We start from the raw sequence: 20,561 nt of genomic DNA, 5'->3' as shown, positions 1-20,561 counted from the left end.
GTTGAGTTTTCAGATTTTAGTATTCAGTCTTTAATGATTATTTTTCATTATTAAATACGTAATAATTGTAGCGCAGAAAAAACCAATCGCAAACCACAATAATCGAGCGACTCTATTGTCTCGTATAATTTCCATTCTATCTTCTGGTGTCATTTTGATAAATTTTAAAAATCAAAAATAGTTTTAGAAAATATATTAATAAGATACTTTATGTTTTTTAAATGGCATAATAGGACATTTTTAGTATTGAAAACTTAAAAAACTTTTGCTCATTGATTTAGTCAAATAGAAATTCCTCTTTGAATTCGATATTATGTTTGATTAAAAAATCTCGATATTCTTCTTTAAAACTTTTCTTTCGATGATGTTCTTCTTGATTTTCAATATAGCGAATAACATTTTCTAATGTTGAATGACTGCAAGAAAAAGCTCCATATCCTTCTTGCCATTGAAATACATATTTTGAATATTGTTTCTCTTTTACAAATGCATTCGAAGATTTTTTTATTTCTCGAATTAAATCTGATAATATGCAAGTTGGTTTCATTCCGAACAAAAAATGAATGTGATCTGATGTTCCATTTATAGCCAACATTTTTTGACCTTTATTTTGGACTATGCCAGTAATATATTTGTATAATTCTTCTTTCCACGATTTTTCAATTAGTGAATTTCTGTTTTTAACTGCAAATACAACATGCACATAAATTTGAGAAAATGTTCCTGCCATTTTATTTTGAATTGTTATGTAAGTAAAAATGTGGTTGTGTGACCCTTTCAGGGTCATTGCATCATGGAGATTATTCTTTTTCTATAAACATTTAACTCCTTCGGAGTTTGATTTCTAGAAATACATGATACTGTATTTTTTATTTATCAAAAAATCCCGAAGGGATTATATGTTTATAGAAAAAGAATGATTAGCGCGACATATTGACCCTGAAAGGGTCACACCCACGAAAGATTATCTTTATAAGATTACCAATTCAAAAATATGAGATTGAAAACATAGATATTGGCAAGAAAAAACTTTTGAGTAATAATAAAAGACAAATTTTAAAAACAAAATTCAAGAAAAAAGCTTCACAAAGAATTAAAAAATCTCTGTGAAGCTTTTGTGTTTATTTTGCGAATCTCCGTGAAATAAAACCCCTAACTGCAACCGCAATTTCCATCGCCGCAGTCTTTTTTCTTTTTCGATTTAAAGAAATACTTTTTGACTAAAAAAGCGACGGCCAATCCTAATATTGTAAAGGCAATTATCTCTTGAATCATGACTTTTTATTTTAATAGTTGATAAGCGATTAAAGCAGTAAAATAAGCTAATCCGCTCATGAAAATTAACTGCATTGCAGGCCATTTCCACGAATTGGTTTCTTTTTTTGTAATCGCTAATGTACTGGCACACTGCATGGCAAAAGCATAAAACAAAAGTAAAGAAATACCCGTTGCAAAGTCAAATACTTTCTTGCCAGTATCTGGGCGGACTTCTGCCTGCATTTTACTTTTTATGGTCGATTCGTTGTCGGTATCTCCAACGCTGTAAATAGTTGCCAACGTTCCAACAAAAACCTCACGCGCTGCAAACGAACTGATTAAGGCAATTCCGATTTTCCAATCGTAACCTAAGGGCTGAATTGCTGGCTCGATTGCGCGTCCCATTAAACCGATATAAGAATTCTCTAGTTTTTGAGAATTAACCTCATTTTCAAACTGCGTTTCATCCAAAGTGGTATTGGCAAATCTTTCTTTTACGATAGTTTCAGCATCATTAAATTCTTTTCCAGGTCCGTATGAAGCCAAAAACCATAAGATAATTGAAATGGCTAAAATAATTTTACCTGCTCCAACAATAAATGCTTTTGTTTTTTCTACCACATTAATACCAACATTTTTAAGAAGAGGCATTTTGTAGCTTGGCATTTCAACAACGAAATACGTTTTCGATTCTAGTTTTAAAACTTTATTTAAAATATATGCCGATAATATTGCAGCAAAAAATCCTAAAACATAAAGCGCCATTAGCGTTAATCCTTGAACATTTAGAAATCCAAAAATACGTTTGCTCGGAATTACCAATGAAATAATAATCGCATAAACGGGTAACCTTGCCGAACAAGTTGTAAATGGCGTTACTAAAATGGTGATCAAACGTTCTTTCCAGTTTTCAATATTTCTGGTTGCCATAATTGCCGGAATCGCACAGGCAGTTCCTGAAATCAAAGGCACTACACTTTTTCCCGAAAGTCCAAACTTACGCATGATTTTATCCATTAAGAATACCACACGGCTCATATAACCGCTTTCTTCCAAAATAGAAATGAATAAGAACAGGAAAGCAATCTGCGGAATGAAAATAATAACACCGCCAATACCCGGAATAATTCCCTGCGAAAGTAAATCGGTTAAAATACCGCTTGGCAATTCTGCTGCAACCCAGCTGCTCAAAGAAGCAAAAGTGCTGTCAATGAAGTCCATCGGAATGGTTGACCAGCTGAAAATCGATTGGAAAATCAAAAATAAAATCGCAAAAAAGATAAAATAACCCCAAACTTTATGCGTTAAAACGCGGTCCAATTTGGCGCGAATATCTTTCGCCATTGAAGCATCGACTTTTAAACCTTCTTTTAAAACATCATTAATAAACTGATATCTTTTAATGGTTTCTTTCTGCTGTAAACGCTTTAATTCTGAATGCGATTTGGTAAAAGTGCTTCGAACTTCATTTCGGTCTAAATTCGAGAAATTGACATCTTGCGTAATTACCAACCACAATTTGTACATTAATTGATTTGGAAAAGCATGTTGTAGCTTTTCGAAATATTCAGGATCAATTACAGAAGCGTTTAAACATGGTTCGTGCGTGATGTTTTTATAAGAAACAATTAGTTCTTTTAATTCATCAATTCCTAAACCTTTGCGCGAACTAACTAAAGCAATCTTTGTTTTTAATTTTTCTTCTAAATATGGAATATCCAAAGAAATTCCTTTACGTTCCATACGATCTGACATATTGATGACCAAAATCGTCGGAATTTCTAAATCTTTTATTTGTGTGTAAATCAGTAAATTTCGTTTCAGATTTTCAACATCTGTTACAACTACTGCTACATCTGGGTATAATTTGTCGTTTTTATTCAGTAAAAGTTCAATTACCACACTTTCGTCCATAGAACTTGCGTTCAAACTGTACGTTCCTGGTAAATCTAGAATATTTGCTTTTACGTTATTAGGTAATTTGCAGAAACCTATTTTTTTCTCAACCGTAATTCCGGGATAATTCCCGACTTGCTGATTAAGACCTGTTAACTGATTAAAAACAGAAGTTTTTCCGGTATTTGGATTTCCGATAAGGGCAACATTGATATTCTGAACACTCATTACAAATTGGTTTTGATAAGTTCAACTTCAATTTCACGAGCGGTTTCAATACGAATTGCAACATGAGAACCGTTTATATCCAAATATAAAGGATCGCCAAAAGGAGCAACCTGCAGTAATTCAACTAAGCTGCCAGGCAGACAACCCATTTCTAATAATTTAAGTGGAATAAGATCGATATCAAAATCTTTGATAATGGCTTTTTCGCCTTTTTTCAGAGTGTGTATTGTATTTTGCAAGCTTATTTAGATTGAATTTAGATTGCAAAAGTAGGCAATTATTCTTTATTTCAAGGCATTTAACACTTCCACAAATGCTAAATGTTTCTAAAAATAAGGGATTTTTACTCGTTTGAGAGAAATTCGATGTCTTCTAAAAGACGTTTTACATCTTCTTTATTTGTTCCGTCATAAAAACCTCTAACGCGTCGTTTTTGATCGACCAAAACAAAATTTTCTGTATGCACCATATCATAAAGCTGATCTGGTCTTCCTAGTTTGACAGCCAAATACGATTTTCTGGCCATGGTGTAGATTTCTTTTTTATCGCCAGTAACCAGATTCCATTTGCTGTCTACAACTCCGTATTTTATAGCGTAAGCTTTTAAAACCGAAACACTGTCTACTTCTGGAAAAACAGTATGAGAAAGCAGCATTACTTTCGGATTATTTAAAACTGCTTTTTGAACATCAACCAAATTCGTTGACATTTTTGGGCAGATTGATCCGCAGGTGGTAAAGAAGAAATCGGCAACATAAATTTTTCCTTCGTAGTTTTTCTGGGTAATAGTATCGCCATTTTGGTTAACGAAAGAAAAATCGGCAATGGTGTGGTATTTACTTTTATATTGAATCGTACTGTCTACCAATTCTGGATTGACATCAGCGGGATTGTAAATTGGAAGTGTCTTTTTGGGTTTTAAAGCAGAATAAAACAAAGATATTGTGACAACCGAAAACACTATTAGAACAATAAAGAATTTGCGGTATTTATATAAAAGCGATTTCATAAAAATAATTTGGCGCAAAAATACAAAAAGCAGGTTTTAAAAGCTTTACTGAAATATTTTTTTAACAGGCTTTTGTAACATTTACTAGGCAGTTATAGACAAATACCTCAAGTGTAAAATTTTGATCTGTGAAATTTATTCACTTTTTGAGTTTTCCAGTTAGAATTTTAACACAATTTTTGAAATAATAACAATATGTTTGTATTTTCCCTTAAACTATAATTTTTTATGAAAAAACAATTTGCTAAACCTGTGTTTGGTGTGATATCTGCAATGTTTGCAATCACTGCAGCCCAAGCTCAAAATGCCCCAAAGGAACCAGGTATCAACGTTTCGTATATGGATACGAAGATTAGCCCAAGTCAGGATTTTTTCAAATATGTAAATGGAACTTGGCTAGAAAAAACAGAAATTCCGAGTGATCGTACGACATGGGGAAGTTTTAATGAACTGATTAAGAAAACTGACAAAGATGTTACGGCAGTTTTGCAAGAAGCTTCAAAAAATCCGAAGTACAAATCGAATACCGATCAAGGAAAAGCTATTAATCTGTACAATACGTACTTAGATTCTATTGGAAGAAATAAAAAAGGAATCGAGCCATTAAAGCCTTATTTGAAAAAAATCGATGCAATCAAAAGTGTTGCTGATCTTCAGAAATATTTGGTTGAAATGGAAAAAGAAGGAAATGCTGGCTTTTTCGGAATTTACATTGGAGCTGATGATAAAGACAGTTCTAAAAACTCTGTAAATATCGGCCCAAGCCAATTAGGACTTCCTGATAAAGATTATTACACTTCTGACGACAAAGACTCTAAAGATAAACGTGCAAAATATGAATTGCATGTTGCGAGAATGCTTCAATTCATTGGAGAATCTCCAGAAAAAGCAAAACAAAGTGCTGCTGAAATTTTAGCTCTTGAAACAGAATTGTCTAAACCAAGGTTTAATAGAGTTGAAAGAAGAGACAGCCGTTTGCAATATAACCCAATGACAATCGCTGAGCTTCAAAAATTAACCCCAGCCATTAAATGGAATGAATATTTTGCAGGTTTAGGAATTACTAAATTAGAGACTGTAATTGTTTCTGAGCCTAAATACATGACAGCTTTAGAAACGGTTTTCAAAGAAAACAAAGTGGCACAGTGGAAAGAATATCTAAAATGGGATCTATTAAACAATGCTGCAACTAAATTGACCACAGCAATTGATGATGCTAATTTCGATTTCTACAGCAAAACATTAAGAGGAGCAGTTAAACAGCTTCCTGCAGATGAAAGAGCACTTGGTGTTGTAAACCGTAGTGTTGGAGAAGCGCTTGGTAAATTGTATGTGGAGAAAGTTTTTCCTGCTGAAGCAAAAACCAAAGCTCTTGATATGATTCATAATGTTATTACGGCTTACCAAAACCGTATTAACAATTTAACTTGGATGTCTAAAGACACAAAAGTAAAAGCAATTGAAAAGCTGAATAAGATTACCATAAAAGTTGGATATCCAGATAAGTGGAAAGATTATTCTGCTTTAACAATTAAAAGTATTGCCGAAGGAGGAACGTACTTTGATAATAGTAAGAACGTTGCAACATGGAATTTCCAAAAAGGTATTGAAAAACTAAACAAACCAGTTGATAAAACAGAGTGGCATATGTCTCCTCAGACAGTAAATGCATATTACAATCCGTCTTATAACGAAATTGTATTCCCAGCTGCTATTTTACAGCCGCCATTCTACAATTACCAAGCTGACGAAGCAGTTAATTATGGTGGAATTGGTGCTGTAATCGGACATGAGATTTCTCATGGATTTGATGATTCTGGTGCGCGCTACAATGCAGAAGGAAATTTGGTTGACTGGTGGACAGAAGAGGATTTGAAACAATTTACTGCTCTAGGAACAGACTTAGCAAATCAATACAGTGCTCTTGAGCCTCTTCCTGGAATTCACGTAGATGGTCATTTTACTTTAGGTGAGAACATCGGAGATTTAGGCGGAATCAATGCTGCTTATGATGGATTGCAATTGTATTTGAAAGCACATGGAAATCCAGGTTTAATCGACGGATTTACACCAGAACAGCGTTTCTTTATTTCTTGGGCTACGGTTTGGAGAACAAAAACTAGAGACGAAGCGATCAAAAATCAAGTAAAAACAGATCCACACTCGCCGGGAATGTACAGAGCGTATGTGCCAATTCAGAATGTGGATGCTTTCTACAAAGCTTTCGATATTAAAAAAGGAGATAAAATGTATGTTGAACCAGAAAAACGAGTTAAAATCTGGTAATCAAAATGATATGATACTAAAAACGGCGCTTGATAAAAGCGCCGTTTTTTTATGGAATAAAAGTCAATTATTTTAAATGACTGTAGATGTAAGTTTCAATTGCTTTTAATTCTTCATCAGACATAGACTGAGTAATCGAAAAATTGGTTTTCATAACCTCAAACTGACTCGGATCTACAATTGGTTCTGCGTTTCCTTTTAAGAAAGTAACCATATCACCATTTTTGTCTTTGTAGATTTTGGCAATTTCTTTAATGCTTGGTCCAATTACCTTTTGATCTGGCTGATGGCAAGCGGTGCAATTTCCTCTTCCTTCAAAGATTTCTTTTCCTAATTCTTCGGGTGTTTTGGCTTTCGCCGATTCTCCTTCAGAAACAGATTCGGTTGCCGAATTGGTGTTTTCTGAACCTTCTTTTTTACAGGAAGCAAACGCCAGAACAGCAGATAAAAACAATACTTTTTTCATTATTTATTGTTTAAAAGTATCGCTGCTTCTTTAGCAAAATAAGTCGAAATTAAACTTGCACCTGCGCGTTTGATGCACATTAACTGCTCCATCATAATTTTATCATTATCCAGCCATCCTCTTTCTGCAGCAGCTTTGATCATGGCATATTCTCCAGAAACGTGATAAACCGTTACCGGAACATTTACGGCATTTTTAACTTCGCGAACAATATCCAAATAAGCAATTCCAGGTTTTACCATAACCATATCGGCACCTTCTTCAACATCGTACAAAGCTTCTTTGATGGCTTCGATACGGTTGGCATAATCCATTTGGTATGTTTTTTTATCTTTCGGAACCACAACATCAGCTTCTCTTGGAGCCGAATCTAAAGCGTCTCTAAAAGGCCCGTAAAAAGCAGAAGCATATTTAGCAGAATAACTCATAATACCAACATTCTGGAATCCGGCAGCGTCCAAACCTTCGCGAAGGCGTAACACTCTTCCGTCCATCATATCGCTTGGCGCAACAAAATCGGCACCAGCTTCTGCGTGCGAAACGGCCATTTTTACCAAAGCTTCAACGGTACTGTCATTTTCAACATCGCCATCTTTTATGATTCCGTCGTGACCGTAAATTGAATACGGATCTAAAGCAACGTCCGGCATAACAATCATTTCTGGACAAGCGGCTTTAATTGCGCGAATCGCTTGTTGCATTAAACCGTCTTTGTTCCAAGCTTCTTTTCCGGTATTGTCTTTTAAATTTTCACTGACTTTTACATAGATGTTCACAGCGCGAATTCCCAAAGCATAGATTTCTTTTACTTCTTCAACCGTTAAATCGATAGATCTGCGAAAAATTCCTGGCATTGACGGAATTTCAGCTTTATAATTTTCGCCTTCTGCAATAAACATCGGGAACATAAAATCGGATGGACTTAAACTGGTTTCTCGAACTAAAGAACGAATAGATTCATTTACTCTTAATCTTCTGCCTCTGTGTAATGGGAACATATAAATTTAGATTTTAGATTTTAGATTTTAGATTTCTGTTGAAATAGTAATTTCTAAAACTGTTATTGTTTTGTTTTTTTGAAGAATAACTGTCTTTAAAACAGCGTTGCAAAGTTAAACAAAAAGGAACAAAACTAGACTTTTAGCCTTTTGCAGAAACCGTTAATATTATCTAAAAATTTCTGACATTTTTGAGCTAAATTTGTAAAATGAAGAAAATTCTCATTTTATGCTGTTGTCTGTTATTGACAAGCTGTTTTGAAATAACAGAAAGAATCAAACACCATGACGATCAAAGTGGCGAATATACTCTTATGATCGACTTTTCACGATCTTGGTTTAAGACTAAATCGGCTATATTTCTAGAAGAAGTGGACGGCGTTAAGATTCCGAGCGAACAGGAAATTAGCGCTAAACTTGGCGATTTTAAAGAAAAGGCTTTAAAGATTGATGGAATCTCAAACGTAACGACAAAAACCGATTTTCAAAATTACGTTTTCATTATCAAACTCAATTACGCAAACTTGAAAGCGCTAAATGCCGTTGTCAATACGATAAACAATCAGCGCGATCAGATTCACTTTAGCGGAAGCGGCAAAACTTTCGAAAGAATTGCCTCGTATCCGGTTCCCGAAAAAGTGGTAAATGATCCAAAGAAAAAGAAAGATCTTGAAGAAGCCAGCATTACTTCGATTTATACTTTTGATAAAGATATTACTGCTGCAGATAATCCGAACAGTAAAATATCAAAAAATAAGAAAACGGTTTTTTTGAAGCAAAGTATGTACAGCGTATTTAAAAAATCGACCTTAATGAATAATACAATCCAATTAACGCCATAATTATGAAGCATTTTTACACCTTAATTTTCCTATTCGCCGCGTATTTTACTTTTGGGCAAACTGCTCCAGATAAATACGATTATTTTGTGCAGTTTAACGGAAACCAGCTTTCTAAAAAAGTAAGCCTTGACGAAGTTTTAAATCATCCGATTATTACAAAATATACGAGTAAAAAACCTGATTTTGATCTTCGCCAATATACTTCAATTATAAAATTGGACGATAAAATTACGGTTCATGGCAATTTCTTAGATTCAGTTCCTTTTTATCAGGTAACAATTCCTGTAAAAAGCAAGGAAGCAGTTAGACAATATTTGATTGAAAAACAAGGTGCAAATGATAAAAATGGCACAATAGAAGATTTCGGAAAATATGCGGTTTTTACACCAAGCGGAGTAAAAAGATCATTTGTTTGGAATGATACGCATTTGGTGATAATCGAATTGACAAAAAGACTTCCGTCTAAATTTTATGATGTAGCAGAAACTGCTGTAGCAATGGATTCAGTTTCGGTTGTAGAACCTTACGAAGAAACTACAGTGGTTGTAGAAGCTCCTGCGGTTTACGATGTCCCAAATATGGAAAATCCGCCAAAAATCGCGGAACCACAATATAATGATGCTGTAATAATTGAAGAACCTGCGACGACCGAAACAGATTCTTTGTATGACGGAAATCCGTATGAAGAATATACTGCAGAACAAGCCGAATTTGATAAAAACTTAGCTGAGAAACAGCGCAAAATTATAAAGGCATTATTCGAAAACGGATTTACTCCGCCAAGTTCTGCCAAAATAAATATTGCGGCAGATATTTCGTCTTGGGTAAATTATGGCGGATTTATTTCAAGTTTTTATTCGCTTTATAATTATCCACTTTCATTATTTGGCGGTTATGACAAATATTTGCCAATGCAGAATAACTTTGGAAATTTTATAAAAGGCATCAATTTGGATTTTTATTTTGATAATGATAATGCCAGAATGGAAGAGATTGTAGAATATTCTCCGCAAATTGCCGATGTGGTGAGCAAAATCAGTAATCGAAAAATCAACAAAAACATTTATAACTATTTTCCAGCTGAAAAGCCTTTAGGATATATTTCGTATCATGCCAATACAAAAGCGGCACTTGAAAACTTCCCGTCATTAATGACAGACTTATTTCAAAATCCGAAAATGAGCAAAGAAGATATCAGCATCGTGACAGATTTAATATCGACAATTGTCGATGAAGAAGCTACAGCCAAGCTTTTTGATGGCGATTTGAGTGCTTTTTTATATGATGTGAAAGAAGTTGAGGTAATGACCAAGCAATATGGCTATGATGAAAATTATGAAGAAAAAATAACGGAAGAGAAAGTGAAAAAAGAAATTCCGCTGTTTGGTTTTGTTTTCACTTCGACGCATCCAACTTTTGGAGATAAATTATTGCAGTTGGGCGTTCGTAAAAAAGTATTGGTTCAAAATGGAAATGTTTATACCATTGTTGGAACTCAAGAATACGATAATGTATTTATTATAAAAGACAAAGACGTTGTAATTGTTGCCAATACAAAAGATTACTTTGGTACAGGAAAAGGATCTTTTGCAAAAGACACAAAGAAAGATTTGAGTAAAAATTACATTTCTGGAAAGCTGGATATTGCGCAAACAGTGAAAACATTTGGTAAAAAAGCCAAAGATTCTGAATTGGATCGAATGGCAAAAATTGCAGCTCAATTTTCAGATGTTTCTATTGAATCGCCTAAAAAGCTAATTGATAATAAATTGAAATTCGTTTTTAAACTAAACTCTTTTAAGTCGGACAAAAACATCATTTTGCAGACATTAGATTTAGCCGACGAAATGACTACGAAATAATCTAAAAATCGAAAACCCTGAAACGAATTGCTTCAGGGTTTTTTTATGATTTTATTGAATCGAAGCTTCGTAAATTTCCTTAATGGAGCTTTCTAATCGAGCGTTAAATTCCGAATCGAGTTGCTGAGCCGTAAGTCCTTCAGACAAAGCTCTGGAGAAACTTGCAATCAAGCCGTGGTTTTCTGCTAGTTTTTTATTGGCTTCTTCGCGAGAATATCCACCTGAAAGCGCCACAACACGCACCACGTGCGGATCTTTCATTAAATCGCTATAAAAATTATTTACTGTTGGAATAGAAAGTTTCAGAATCACTTTTACATTTTCGTCCAGTAAATTAAGCTGTTTCTGAATTTCTTCTTTCAGTATTTCTTCAGATTTTTGTTTGTCAGCACTGTAAATATCAATTTCAGGTTCAATTATAGGAACTAATCCTTTTTGGAAAATTTGTAAACCAACTGCAAATTGCTGTCCAACAACTTCTTGAATTCCAATTGCATTTGCCTCTTTTATAACAGAACGCATTTTAGTTCCGAAGATTTTTCGCTCCACAGCGCGATCCAATAATTCGTTCAGATTCTCAATAGGTTTCATCAATTGTACGCCGTTCGCAAGATCGGTAAGACCTTTGTCAACTTTTAGAAACGGTATAATGTGTTTTTTCTCCCAAAGATATTCAGCCGTCCATTGTCCGTCGATTTTGCGATCCATAGTGTTTTCAAACAAAATAGCGCCTAGAATATATTTACTGTCAAAAGCTGGACTTTTTATAATTCGGGTTCGCATTTCATGTACAAGCGTGTACATTTCTTCTTCATTTTTATACTGGTTTTCTTGAACGCCATATTGCGATAATGCCTTTGGTGTACTACCACCGCTTTGATCTAATGCAGCAATGAATCCTTTTCCGGTATGCATGAGATTTAATTGTTCTATATTTTTCATAATAATGAATTTTAGTTTTTTCTAAATCTCTCTAAATTAAGAATTTTTTCGTGCCTAATTCTTTAATGAACTGTAAAATTTCTTACAATCCCATTTTCTCATTGACTTTGTCATAAACTTCTTTTACCTTTTTTGGAGGATCAAATCGGTAACCAACAGAAAGTTTAACGGTAGCAATATTGTCATTTAACCTCGGATCAACTTTGTCGTCTTGGGCAAAACTTACCGTATTAAGACTTGCAAAGCCAAAGAAACGATCGTTATTGTAAGCTAATTTTAAATTAAAATCGGCTTGATACAAAGCTGAGGTGTCTCCGTCAATGTCGTTAACTCCTGCGCCTAAAGCTAATCCCGCACCAATTAAAACCCGATCGCTAATTACAAAATTGTAGTAATAAGCAGGAGCAAGGGTAAAGACATACAAATCACCAGGTGATGAATCGGGAGTGTTTAAATCCAAATTGGTATAATAAAAAGAGAAGGACGGAATAAAACTTCCTGAACTTTTAGTCTGCCATTCGTTTTGGCTCGTAAGGGTTTTAAAAGAAAATTTATCATTGAAAATATAAGAAGTCGATCCGCCGATTTTGGTGGTTCGCATGTTTGGCAACTGAGCCGTTATATTATCATCACTAATATAAAATCCTTTTTGATTGATAAAAGTAAAGGACTGCATCCATTTTTTGTAATAAAAACGAGTATGAAAATTGAAGTTCTTAGATTTTGAATCGCCCGTATTGCCGCTCAGGAATTTAGGCGCAAAACCAATCGAAATGTCAATAATTCTGTAGCTTAAGCTAAAACCAATCTGTTCGCGCCGATTCGGAATAAGATCAACATAGAATTTTGGTTCTTCAATATCTGAAGTAATCTGAAAGCTATTCGAAGTATCTAAATAATAAACACTGGCGGTAATTTTATCATTGTACGATTTAAAATACCGATTTTGTAGGGTGTCGTTTTGAGCGAAGCAGCTGAAAATGCTGGTGAAAAACAAGATGTAAATTGGTTTTAAACACATAGAGACATAGTTTTTTAGAAGTCTGCAAAGACGTTTCACTAATAATAAATCACATAAGCTATGTGAAAAAATTACGATTTTCTAAAATCACCTCTAAGATATGTCTTTATATCTATGTTCCTATGTGTTAAAAAAATTAAATAACGATTATCAAATCCATTCACGGGGATTTTCTAAAACATTGATCAATTTCTCTTCTTCGCTTCCCACTTCTGGATGATGATCGTAAACCCATTGCACATGCGGAGGTAAACTCATTAAAATGCTTTCAATTCTTCCGTTGGTTTTTAATCCGAATAAAGTTCCTTTATCGTGAACTAAATTAAACTCAACATAACGCCCGCGACGAATTTCCTGCCAAGTTCTTTGTTCTGGTGTATACGAAAGATTTTTTCTTCTTTCTACAATTGGCACGTACGCTTCAAGGAAACTATTTCCAACTTCAGTAACGAAATTGTACCAGTCTTCCATTGACATTTGCTCATTTGCTTTGCAATAATCAAAGAATAAACCGCCAAGCCCGCGCGCTTCATTTCGGTGAGCGTTCCAGAAATACGAATCGCATTGTTTTTTATATTTTGGATAAAACTCCGGATTGTGTTTATCGCAAGCCGTTTTACAAGTTTGATGAAAATGAACCGCATCTTCTTCAAACAAATAATAAGGCGTTAAATCCTGTCCGCCGCCAAACCATTGTTGAATCACATTTCCAGCTTCATCGTACATTTCGAAATATCGCCAATTGGCGTGAACGGTAGGAACCATTGGGCTTTTCGGGTGAATCACCAGACTTAATCCGCAGGCAAAGAAATCGGCTTCGCCAACACCAAACATTTTCTGCATCGTTTCTGGAAGTTTCCCATGAACGGCTGAAATGTTGACACCACCTTTTTCAAAAACAGCTCCGTTTTCAATAACGCGTGTCCTTCCGCCGCCGCCTTCTGGACGTTTCCATAGATCTTCACGGAATTTTGCTGTTCCGTCAACGGCTTCTAATCCTGCTACGATTTGGTCTTGTAGGTTTTGTATGTATGCGTAAAATTTATCTTTCATTTTTTATTTTTCATTTTCCAGTAAAGTATCATGATATTTGAATGCAATATTCATATCAATCACGATTGTGGTATCTTTTTTTATAATTTTTACAAATCTAGAATTTGCTTTTTTTACTAATGAATCTCCTATTTCAGTATTTTCCCAAATAATAGGATAAACATAAATTATACCTGAATCCTTCAATTTAAAGGTCTGATTCATGTGGTTTTGTTTGTCTAAATATTTTTTTTCGAGTGATCCAGAAAATTTTTCACCAAACATGTTTATATATGCATCTTTACTCATTTTGGCTTCGTTAGAATAATAGGAACAAGTACTGACGAATATTGCAAAAAAAAGCATCACAAAAAAACCTTGATATATTGGGTTTAAATTTTTAAACTCAAACTCAGATATTTCTTCAAGTGAAATCATATTATTGCTTATCTAATAAATTTTCTTCGTATTCTGATTTAAGCAATCCGAAATAAACCGAGTTTTGCAATTCTCCATCACCATTTCTAAATTCATCTCGTAAAATTCCTTCTTGTTTAAAATTGTGTTTCAATGCAATTCGCTGACTGGCCAAATTAACTTCCGATGTGCAGATAAAAACCTTATTCATCAATAATTCATTAAAACAGAAATTAAGCGCTTCAGAAACCATTTTAGATGTTATTCCCTTTCCTTGATAATCTTCGTCAATAAAATAGCCTAATTCACATTTAGAAATGCGATAATCGATTGTTTTTACACACAAATAACCAATCAGTTCGTTGGTATTTGTGTTTCTGGCAAAAAAGAAAAATCCCTCGTTGTTTTTCTCTTTATCTGAATTGACCGCAATAAAATCTTTTGCTTTCGATAAAGAATCAGAATTAGCGAGTGTTACAGGGAAAGTTTTTGCAATATGATTCGTATTCTTTTCAATTAGTTTATAAAACTCTTCAGGAAGAATATTTTCAATTCGGTCTGTTTTCCAATTTGTAAAACTCATTTTATTGGTTTTTGAGTGAAGCGATTTTAGTATTTATTCCAAAAGAAAAAACATTGCTTTTCTGCTGAATGTATTGATAAATAGCCAAAACTTTTTCTTGAAAATCGTATTCTGATTTAGAAAACTCTAAAAGTAAATCGGCAAATTGTTCTAAATGATCCCAATCAAAATGAAGACGCATTAATAACGAAATTAATTCTTCATTTGAATAATCAACTAAGGTTTCAAGATTTAATCCGAAATCTTTTAGTTGTTCTTCAATATTTGCTAATTGTGAACTGTCCAAAGGGTAAGGTACAAAAATAAGCGTTCGTAACGTCTTGAGGACGTTATCGATTCTTATTTTTTCTTCGTCTCTTAGGCCTTTGTTGAGCATTTGTAGATTTAATTTATTCTGAATGTTTTCATTTCGTCTCCACGGATTAAAATCCGTGGCTACAAAATAAATCGTTCCTACGGAACTTTATATGATTTTAAAAGTAGTAGTGCAAACTGATTACTAAAAACTGAACACTGAATACTATTGACCGTATTCCTTTACAGCATCAATAAACGCCTTAGCATGATCAACAGGAATATTTGGTAAAATTCCGTGACCTAAGTTTACGATATATTTGTCTTTTCCGAATTCGTCGATCATTTGGTGAACCATTTTCTTAATCGTCGGAATCGGAGAAAGCAATCTTGACGGATCAAAGTTTCCTTGTAATGTAATATTTCCTCCAGAAAGGTAACGAGCATTTCTAGCCGAACAAGTCCAGTCAACACCTAATGCAGACGCGCGGCTTTTACCCATATCGCCAAGTGCAAACCAACAACCTTTTCCGAAAACAATTACCGGAGTAATGTCAGCCAAAGCATCAACAATCTGGTTGATGTATTTCCATGAAAATTCCTGATAATCAACTGGAGAAAGCATTCCTCCCCAAGAATCAAAAATCTGAACGGCATTTACGCCTGATTTTACTTTTTCTTTTAAGTATAAAATAGTGGTGTCTGTAATTTTTTGTAATAAAGTATGCGCTGCAGCTGGATTAGAAAAACAGAAACCTTTAGCAGTATCAAAACTTTTAGAACCTTTTCCTTCAACGGCATAACAGAAAATTGTCCAAGGCGAACCAGCGAAACCGATTAACGGAACTTCATCATTCAACATTTCTTTAGTCAGTTTTACAGCGTCGAAAACATAACCTAAAGTTTCATTTACATCTGGAACATAAACTTTATGAACATCTGCCAAAGAACGAATTGGATTTGGAATAATCGGACCTAAATTGTCTTTTAATTCTACGTGAATTCCCATTGCACGTGGGACAACCAAAATATCTGAGAACAAAATCGCCGCATCTGGAGCAATTCTGCGAATTGGCTGAACCGTGATTTCAGCAGCTAATTCAGGAGTTTCACAACGTGTAAAAAAATCATATTTATCACGCAGTTCTCTAAATTCTGGTAAATATCTTCCTGCCTGACGCATCATCCATACCGGCGGACGCTGAACTGTTTCTCCTTTTAATGCTTTTAAAAATAGGTCGTTTTTTAACATGTTTTTTATTTTAGTTGCAAAGTCGCAAAGTGACAGAGTTGCAAAGGTTTTTATTTATATTCGTTAATTACATCTTCAATCACATCTTCAACTGTTGGCTGATTAGCGATAATGATGTTTTTGGTAATTTTTTGTAATGCTTCGGCAGTGGTTTCTCCAATGCAAAAACAAATTTCTTTATTAATTGTATTTTCTTTCAGATAACTTTTTACCCCAGACGGACTAAAAAACAATAAAGCTTCTGGTTGTACTTTTATTTTTTGTGGCGTTAACGAAGTATCGTAAACTTGAATTTCGTTGAATTGTATTCCAGCTTCTTGTAAAGCTTCTGGAAGCGTATCTCGTCTTAAATTCCCACTGAAAAAAGTATAGCTTTCTTTGTTGTAAATCAAAGCAATAATTTCGGCTAAATCTGCTGCGTAACCCGTATATGCCATGACATTAAAGCCATTATCGCTTAAAAGCGATTTGGTTTTTAAGCCAACGCAGTAAACGTTTTTTGTCTTGAGCTTTTCAGATTCCGGATGAGACAAAACACTGTGAACGGCATTCTGACTTGTAAAAATCAGACTTTCGTTGAGGTTTTCTAATTTGAAATATTTGTTTTCGGTTTTAATGAAGTCGGCTTCAATAACTTCGAGACCAATTTTTACCAGCTCTTGTTTTAAAAGCGGATGTAATATTTTAGTGGATACTATTTGAATTGGTTTCGCCATTATTTCTTCAAAGATTCTTTAATAGACGCCATCAATTCTGCGCCGCCATTATTCAAAATTTCTTGAGCGGAATTAAAACCTAATTTCTTCCATTCTGAAATATCAACTGTTTTGTCGATTTCCAATTTTTGTTTTCCGTCAACAGAAAGTAAAACACCTTGAAAATGCAAAGTATCTTCATCTTCGTTATAGCGAACCAAAGCCCCGATTGGTGCTGTACATCCGCCTTCCAGAGTTCTTAAAAACTGGCGCTCGATGTGTGTACAGATTTCAGTTTCGATATCATTTAACTGCGAAAGGGCATCAAGAGTATAATTATCATTTTCCATTGCCACAACCAACATCGCTCCTTGTGCCGGCGCTGGAATCATCCAATCCAGATTAATAACGTTTTCTGGTTTTAAGTTGATGCGTTCTAGACCTGCAGCAGCAAAAACAGCACCATCCCAATCATTATCGCTCAATTTCTGCATGCGCGTGTTTACGTTTCCACGTAAATCTACGACGGTATGATTTGGGTATTTATTGAACCATTGTGCCTGGCGACGCAGACTTCCGGTTGCAATGGTACTTGGATTAGCAAAATCAGGATTTCCTTTATGAACTAAAATGTCCAAAACATTAGCTCTTTCTAAAACCGCTGCCTGAACAATTCCTTTTGGTAAAGCAGTCGGAACATCTTTCATCGAATGCACCGCAATATCAATATCACCGTTGATCATAGCAATATCTAAGGTTTTGGTGAAAATCCCTGTAATGCCAAGTTCATAAAGCGGTTTGTCCAGAATAATATCGCCCTGAGATTTTACCGCCACAATTGAGGTTTTATAACCTAAATCATTAAGTTGTTTCTCAACAGTATGTGCTTGCCAAAGTGCTAATTCGCTATCACGCGTTCCTATCCTGATTGTTTTTTCTGCCATTTTTTGTTTTTTGAACCATATAAGTTATATAAGTAAAATTAAGCGGTTTGATTAAAACGCATTAATGATTTATATAACCGTTGTTTTTATGCACCATATAAGTTATATAAGTAATTTAAGCAGTTTTTGTGAAACAGTTTTTAAATGAACTTATATAACTTATATGGTTTAAAACTAATTTAAGATGCTTTTATTTTGAAGACTTTTTCGATCCATTCGATGCTTTCGTCAACCATGGTGTCGTCGTCTTTTAAATGATTTGCAAAATGAGTAGTGATTTTCTGGATGATTCTGTTGCTGATGATTTCAGCTTGCTCTTCATTAAAATCAGCAATTTTTCTGCTTTGAAAATCCAGTTCCGACATTTTGATGGCGTTTAGTTTTTCTTTTAACGCGTTGATTGTAGGAGCAAATTTTCTGCCTTTCATCCAGGTTGTGAATTCTTCCTTAACTTCTTCAATGATGGCTTCGGCTGCTGGAATGTGTAATTTTCTGTTTTCCAAAGTTTCATCTGTCAATTGAGACAAATAATCCATGTGAATTAAAGTTACACCTTCTAATTCCTCTACATTTTCATTTACGTTTTTCGGAATCGATAAATCCAGAATTAATAAAGGTTTTTTAAGATTTAAAATCGCTTTGTCAACCGTTGGGTTTTGCGCGCCTGTTGCCACAACGACAACATCGGCTTTTTGAAGTTCTAAATGTAATTCAGAATAATCTTTAACAATCAGATTTAATTTTCCAGCCAGTTTCTCGGCTTTGTCTTTTGTTCTGTTGATTAAAGTGATATGTTCGTTTTTAGTATGTTTTACCAGATTCTCGCAAGTATTTCTTCCGATTTTTCCAGTTCCGAACAATAAGATGTTTTTATTGCTGATATTCTCAACATTTTTCATAATGTATTGTACGGATGCAAAAGAAACTGAAGTCGCTCCAGAACTAATTTCGGTTTCATTTTTAATTCTTTTGCTTGCCTGAATCACTGCATTAACCAATCTTTCCATAAAAGCATTGGCTAAATTCATTGATTTTGAATGAATAAAAGAAGTTTTTATTTGAGAGATAATTTCGAAGTCACCCAAGATCTGACTGTCTAAACCAGTTCCTACACGAAAAATATGATTGATAGCTTCTTGATTTTTGTAAACGAATCCCACTTTTTGAAAAGCGTCAACAGATCCGTTACTATTATCGCAAATCAATTTTATTAATTGAAATGGGTGTTCTGCAAAACCGTAGATTTCGGTTCTGTTGCAGGTTGAAGTTACAATTAAGCTTTCTATTCCATCGTTTTTAGCTTGTTCCAGTAATCGCGTTTTCGCAACGGCATCCAAACTAAATTGACCTCTGACCTCAGCATCAGCTTTTTTATAACTCAGACCAACTGAGTAAAAATAAAGATGTTTCGGTACGTTATTGTTTTCCATAAATTCACTTTCATAAAAGTGCAACAAAATTATTACTATACCATCGATAAAAATAACGCTAAAAGTACTTTTTATGTCGCTGTATGTTTTTTTGATCCTAAATAGGTGTTTTTGAGTAAAAAGGACTACTTTTGTAGCAAAATCAACTCATTTGAAGTGATTAGTTTAGAGTCGTTCTAAATAACATTTGAACTTTGTTTTGATTTTCGTTTCAAAAAAATATCGCTATGGGTTCTCAAGAAATTATAAAAATTGAAGACGACTTTACGCTGATCCGTTTTCAAAACGACAGTTCCGAGCCTTTTTTTGCACAGCACGAAATTGTAGGTACTGGCCTGATACAGTTTCACTTCGGAATAAAAGGCAATGCCAAATTCTTGTTCAATCAAGGTACTTATGCTTTGGAGTTGAAAGAAGAAAAATCGCTGCTTTTATACAATCCTCAGAAAGAATTACCGCTTCATTTAGAGTTGGCTCCAAACTCGTGGGCAATCTCTGTAATTGTTTCAATAAAGAAATTTCACGCGTTATTTTCGGCGGAAGCCAATTATATTACTTTCTTAAGTCCAGATAATAAGGATAAGAAATATTATAACGAAGGAAATATCAGTCCATCAATGGCAATTGTGCTGAGTCAGTTGTTTCATTACAATCTTCATCCTTCGATAAAAAATCTTTATTATAAAGGAAAAGGATATGAATTGTTGAGTTTGTATTTTAACAGAACCGAAGATCCAAATGCAGAACAATGCCCGTTTTTGATTGATGAAGACAATGTTTTGAAAATCAGAAAAGCCAAAGAAATTGTAATTGCAAATATGGCCGAACCGCCAGGATTGCAAGAATTGGCAGATGAAATTGGATTGAATTTGAAAAAGCTCAAAATGGGTTTCAAACAAATTTATGGAGATACGGTTTATGGTTTCCTTTTCGATTACAAAATGGATTTCGCCCGAAAACTTTTAGACAGCGGATCGTATAATGTGAATGAAGTGGGATTGAAAATCGGTTACAGCACCGGAAGTCATTTTATAGCTGCATTCAAAAAGAAATTCGGAACAACACCAAAAAAATATTTGATGTCGATTAATGCGAATGTTTGATGAT

21 protein-coding genes are annotated in these 20,561 nt (G+C 34.3%); 4 read left to right on the top strand and 17 right to left on the bottom strand.

Annotated features, from left to right (window positions below):
- Window positions 1-30: 30 nt before the first annotated feature.
- The 5 genes from AC3E9W_RS02135 to AC3E9W_RS02115 all read right to left on the bottom strand — a co-directional run bounded on the left by AC3E9W_RS02135 (window position 31) and on the right by AC3E9W_RS02115 (window position 4,390).
- Window positions 31-153: a hypothetical protein gene (locus AC3E9W_RS02135; protein WP_488766583.1), complete on the bottom strand. Its 123-nt coding sequence runs from the start codon at window positions 151-153 to the stop codon at window positions 31-33.
- A gap of 124 nt (window positions 154-277) precedes the next feature.
- Entirely contained in the window at window positions 278-730 is a 453-nt protein-coding gene (tnpA, locus tag AC3E9W_RS02130) for an IS200/IS605 family transposase (protein WP_488766581.1), read from the bottom strand.
- Window positions 731-1,281: 551 nt separating this feature from the next.
- Window positions 1,282-3,381: a ferrous iron transport protein B gene (gene feoB, locus AC3E9W_RS02125; protein WP_488766580.1), complete on the bottom strand. Its 2,100-nt coding sequence runs from the start codon at window positions 3,379-3,381 to the stop codon at window positions 1,282-1,284.
- Window positions 3,381-3,620, bottom strand: a complete 240-nt coding sequence (locus AC3E9W_RS02120) for a FeoA family protein (protein WP_008465698.1) — start codon at window positions 3,618-3,620, stop codon at window positions 3,381-3,383. The genes feoB and AC3E9W_RS02120 overlap by 1 nt, the downstream gene beginning before the upstream one ends.
- 104 nt (window positions 3,621-3,724) lie before the next feature.
- Window positions 3,725-4,390, bottom strand: a complete 666-nt coding sequence (locus AC3E9W_RS02115; RefSeq protein WP_456891666.1) for an SCO family protein — start codon at window positions 4,388-4,390, stop codon at window positions 3,725-3,727.
- Window positions 4,391-4,618: 228 nt separating this feature from the next.
- Here AC3E9W_RS02115 and AC3E9W_RS02110 point away from each other — a divergent pair, with 228 nt between their 5' ends.
- Window positions 4,619-6,676 (top strand): M13 family metallopeptidase, encoded by a 2,058-nt coding sequence (locus AC3E9W_RS02110; RefSeq protein ID WP_306153918.1) that lies wholly within the window; start codon window positions 4,619-4,621, stop codon window positions 6,674-6,676.
- Window positions 6,677-6,743: 67 nt separating this feature from the next.
- Here AC3E9W_RS02110 and AC3E9W_RS02105 read toward each other — a convergent pair whose 3' ends face one another.
- Together AC3E9W_RS02105 and hemB are read right to left on the bottom strand one after the other, a co-directional pair.
- Window positions 6,744-7,142, bottom strand: a complete 399-nt coding sequence (locus tag AC3E9W_RS02105) for a c-type cytochrome (protein WP_488766579.1) — start codon at window positions 7,140-7,142, stop codon at window positions 6,744-6,746.
- Window positions 7,142-8,140 carry a porphobilinogen synthase gene (hemB, locus tag AC3E9W_RS02100; protein WP_306153916.1) on the bottom strand — a complete coding sequence of 333 codons (999 nt, stop codon included), beginning with the start codon at window positions 8,138-8,140 and terminating at the stop codon, window positions 7,142-7,144. The genes AC3E9W_RS02105 and hemB overlap by 1 nt, the downstream gene beginning before the upstream one ends.
- Window positions 8,141-8,349: 209 nt before the next feature.
- Here hemB and AC3E9W_RS02095 point away from each other — a divergent pair, with 209 nt between their 5' ends.
- On the top strand, window positions 8,350-8,982 hold the full coding sequence (locus AC3E9W_RS02095; protein WP_488766577.1) for a hypothetical protein: 633 nt from the start codon (window positions 8,350-8,352) through the stop codon (window positions 8,980-8,982).
- A 2-nt stretch (window positions 8,983-8,984) separates the two neighbouring features.
- Window positions 8,985-10,844, top strand: coding sequence for a hypothetical protein (locus AC3E9W_RS02090; RefSeq protein WP_488766576.1), 1,860 nt, complete (start codon window positions 8,985-8,987; stop codon window positions 10,842-10,844).
- Window positions 10,845-10,895: 51 nt separating this feature from the next.
- Here the strand turns inward: AC3E9W_RS02090 and AC3E9W_RS02085 are convergent, their stop codons facing one another.
- The 10 genes from AC3E9W_RS02085 to hemA form a co-directional block, all read right to left on the bottom strand.
- Complete coding sequence (locus tag AC3E9W_RS02085) at window positions 10,896-11,786, bottom strand: fructose bisphosphate aldolase (protein WP_488766574.1); 891 nt, start codon at window positions 11,784-11,786, stop codon at window positions 10,896-10,898.
- 82 nt (window positions 11,787-11,868) lie between these two features.
- The gene (locus AC3E9W_RS02080; RefSeq protein WP_488766573.1) at window positions 11,869-12,807 is read right to left on the bottom strand and encodes a DUF4421 family protein; all 939 of its coding nucleotides are present in this window, start codon (window positions 12,805-12,807) and stop codon (window positions 11,869-11,871) included.
- A 150-nt stretch (window positions 12,808-12,957) separates the two neighbouring features.
- Complete coding sequence (gene hemF / locus AC3E9W_RS02075) at window positions 12,958-13,860, bottom strand: oxygen-dependent coproporphyrinogen oxidase (protein ID WP_488766571.1); 903 nt, start codon at window positions 13,858-13,860, stop codon at window positions 12,958-12,960.
- A 3-nt stretch (window positions 13,861-13,863) separates the two neighbouring features.
- A complete protein-coding gene (locus tag AC3E9W_RS02070; protein WP_488766569.1) occupies window positions 13,864-14,277 on the bottom strand; it encodes a hypothetical protein in 414 nt (137 codons plus the stop codon).
- A 1-nt stretch (window position 14,278) separates the two neighbouring features.
- Window positions 14,279-14,839 carry a GNAT family N-acetyltransferase gene (locus AC3E9W_RS02065; RefSeq protein WP_488766568.1) on the bottom strand — a complete coding sequence of 187 codons (561 nt, stop codon included), beginning with the start codon at window positions 14,837-14,839 and terminating at the stop codon, window positions 14,279-14,281.
- A gap of 1 nt (window position 14,840) precedes the next feature.
- Complete coding sequence (locus tag AC3E9W_RS02060; RefSeq protein WP_488766567.1) at window positions 14,841-15,215, bottom strand: hypothetical protein; 375 nt, start codon at window positions 15,213-15,215, stop codon at window positions 14,841-14,843.
- 144 nt (window positions 15,216-15,359) lie between these two features.
- Window positions 15,360-16,385, bottom strand: coding sequence for a uroporphyrinogen decarboxylase (gene hemE / locus AC3E9W_RS02055; protein WP_125718373.1), 1,026 nt, complete (start codon window positions 16,383-16,385; stop codon window positions 15,360-15,362).
- Window positions 16,386-16,435: 50 nt separating this feature from the next.
- The gene (locus AC3E9W_RS02050; protein ID WP_488766565.1) at window positions 16,436-17,101 is read right to left on the bottom strand and encodes a uroporphyrinogen-III synthase; all 666 of its coding nucleotides are present in this window, start codon (window positions 17,099-17,101) and stop codon (window positions 16,436-16,438) included.
- Window positions 17,101-18,024: a hydroxymethylbilane synthase gene (gene hemC, locus AC3E9W_RS02045; protein WP_488766564.1), complete on the bottom strand. Its 924-nt coding sequence runs from the start codon at window positions 18,022-18,024 to the stop codon at window positions 17,101-17,103. Before hemC ends, AC3E9W_RS02050 begins: the two co-directional genes overlap by 1 nt.
- A gap of 179 nt (window positions 18,025-18,203) precedes the next feature.
- Window positions 18,204-19,454, bottom strand: coding sequence for a glutamyl-tRNA reductase (gene hemA / locus AC3E9W_RS02040; RefSeq protein WP_488766562.1), 1,251 nt, complete (start codon window positions 19,452-19,454; stop codon window positions 18,204-18,206).
- A gap of 227 nt (window positions 19,455-19,681) precedes the next feature.
- Between hemA and AC3E9W_RS02035 the strand changes: the two genes are divergently transcribed.
- Entirely contained in the window at window positions 19,682-20,557 is an 876-nt protein-coding gene (locus AC3E9W_RS02035) for an AraC family transcriptional regulator (RefSeq protein WP_306153895.1), read from the top strand.
- Window positions 20,558-20,561: the final 4 nt, after the last annotated feature.

The sequence above is a fragment of the Flavobacterium sp. 38 genome (assembly GCF_057799715.1).
The sequence above is the reverse complement of the archived record's forward strand: the minus strand, read 5'-3'. Positions and strand labels throughout refer to the sequence as shown.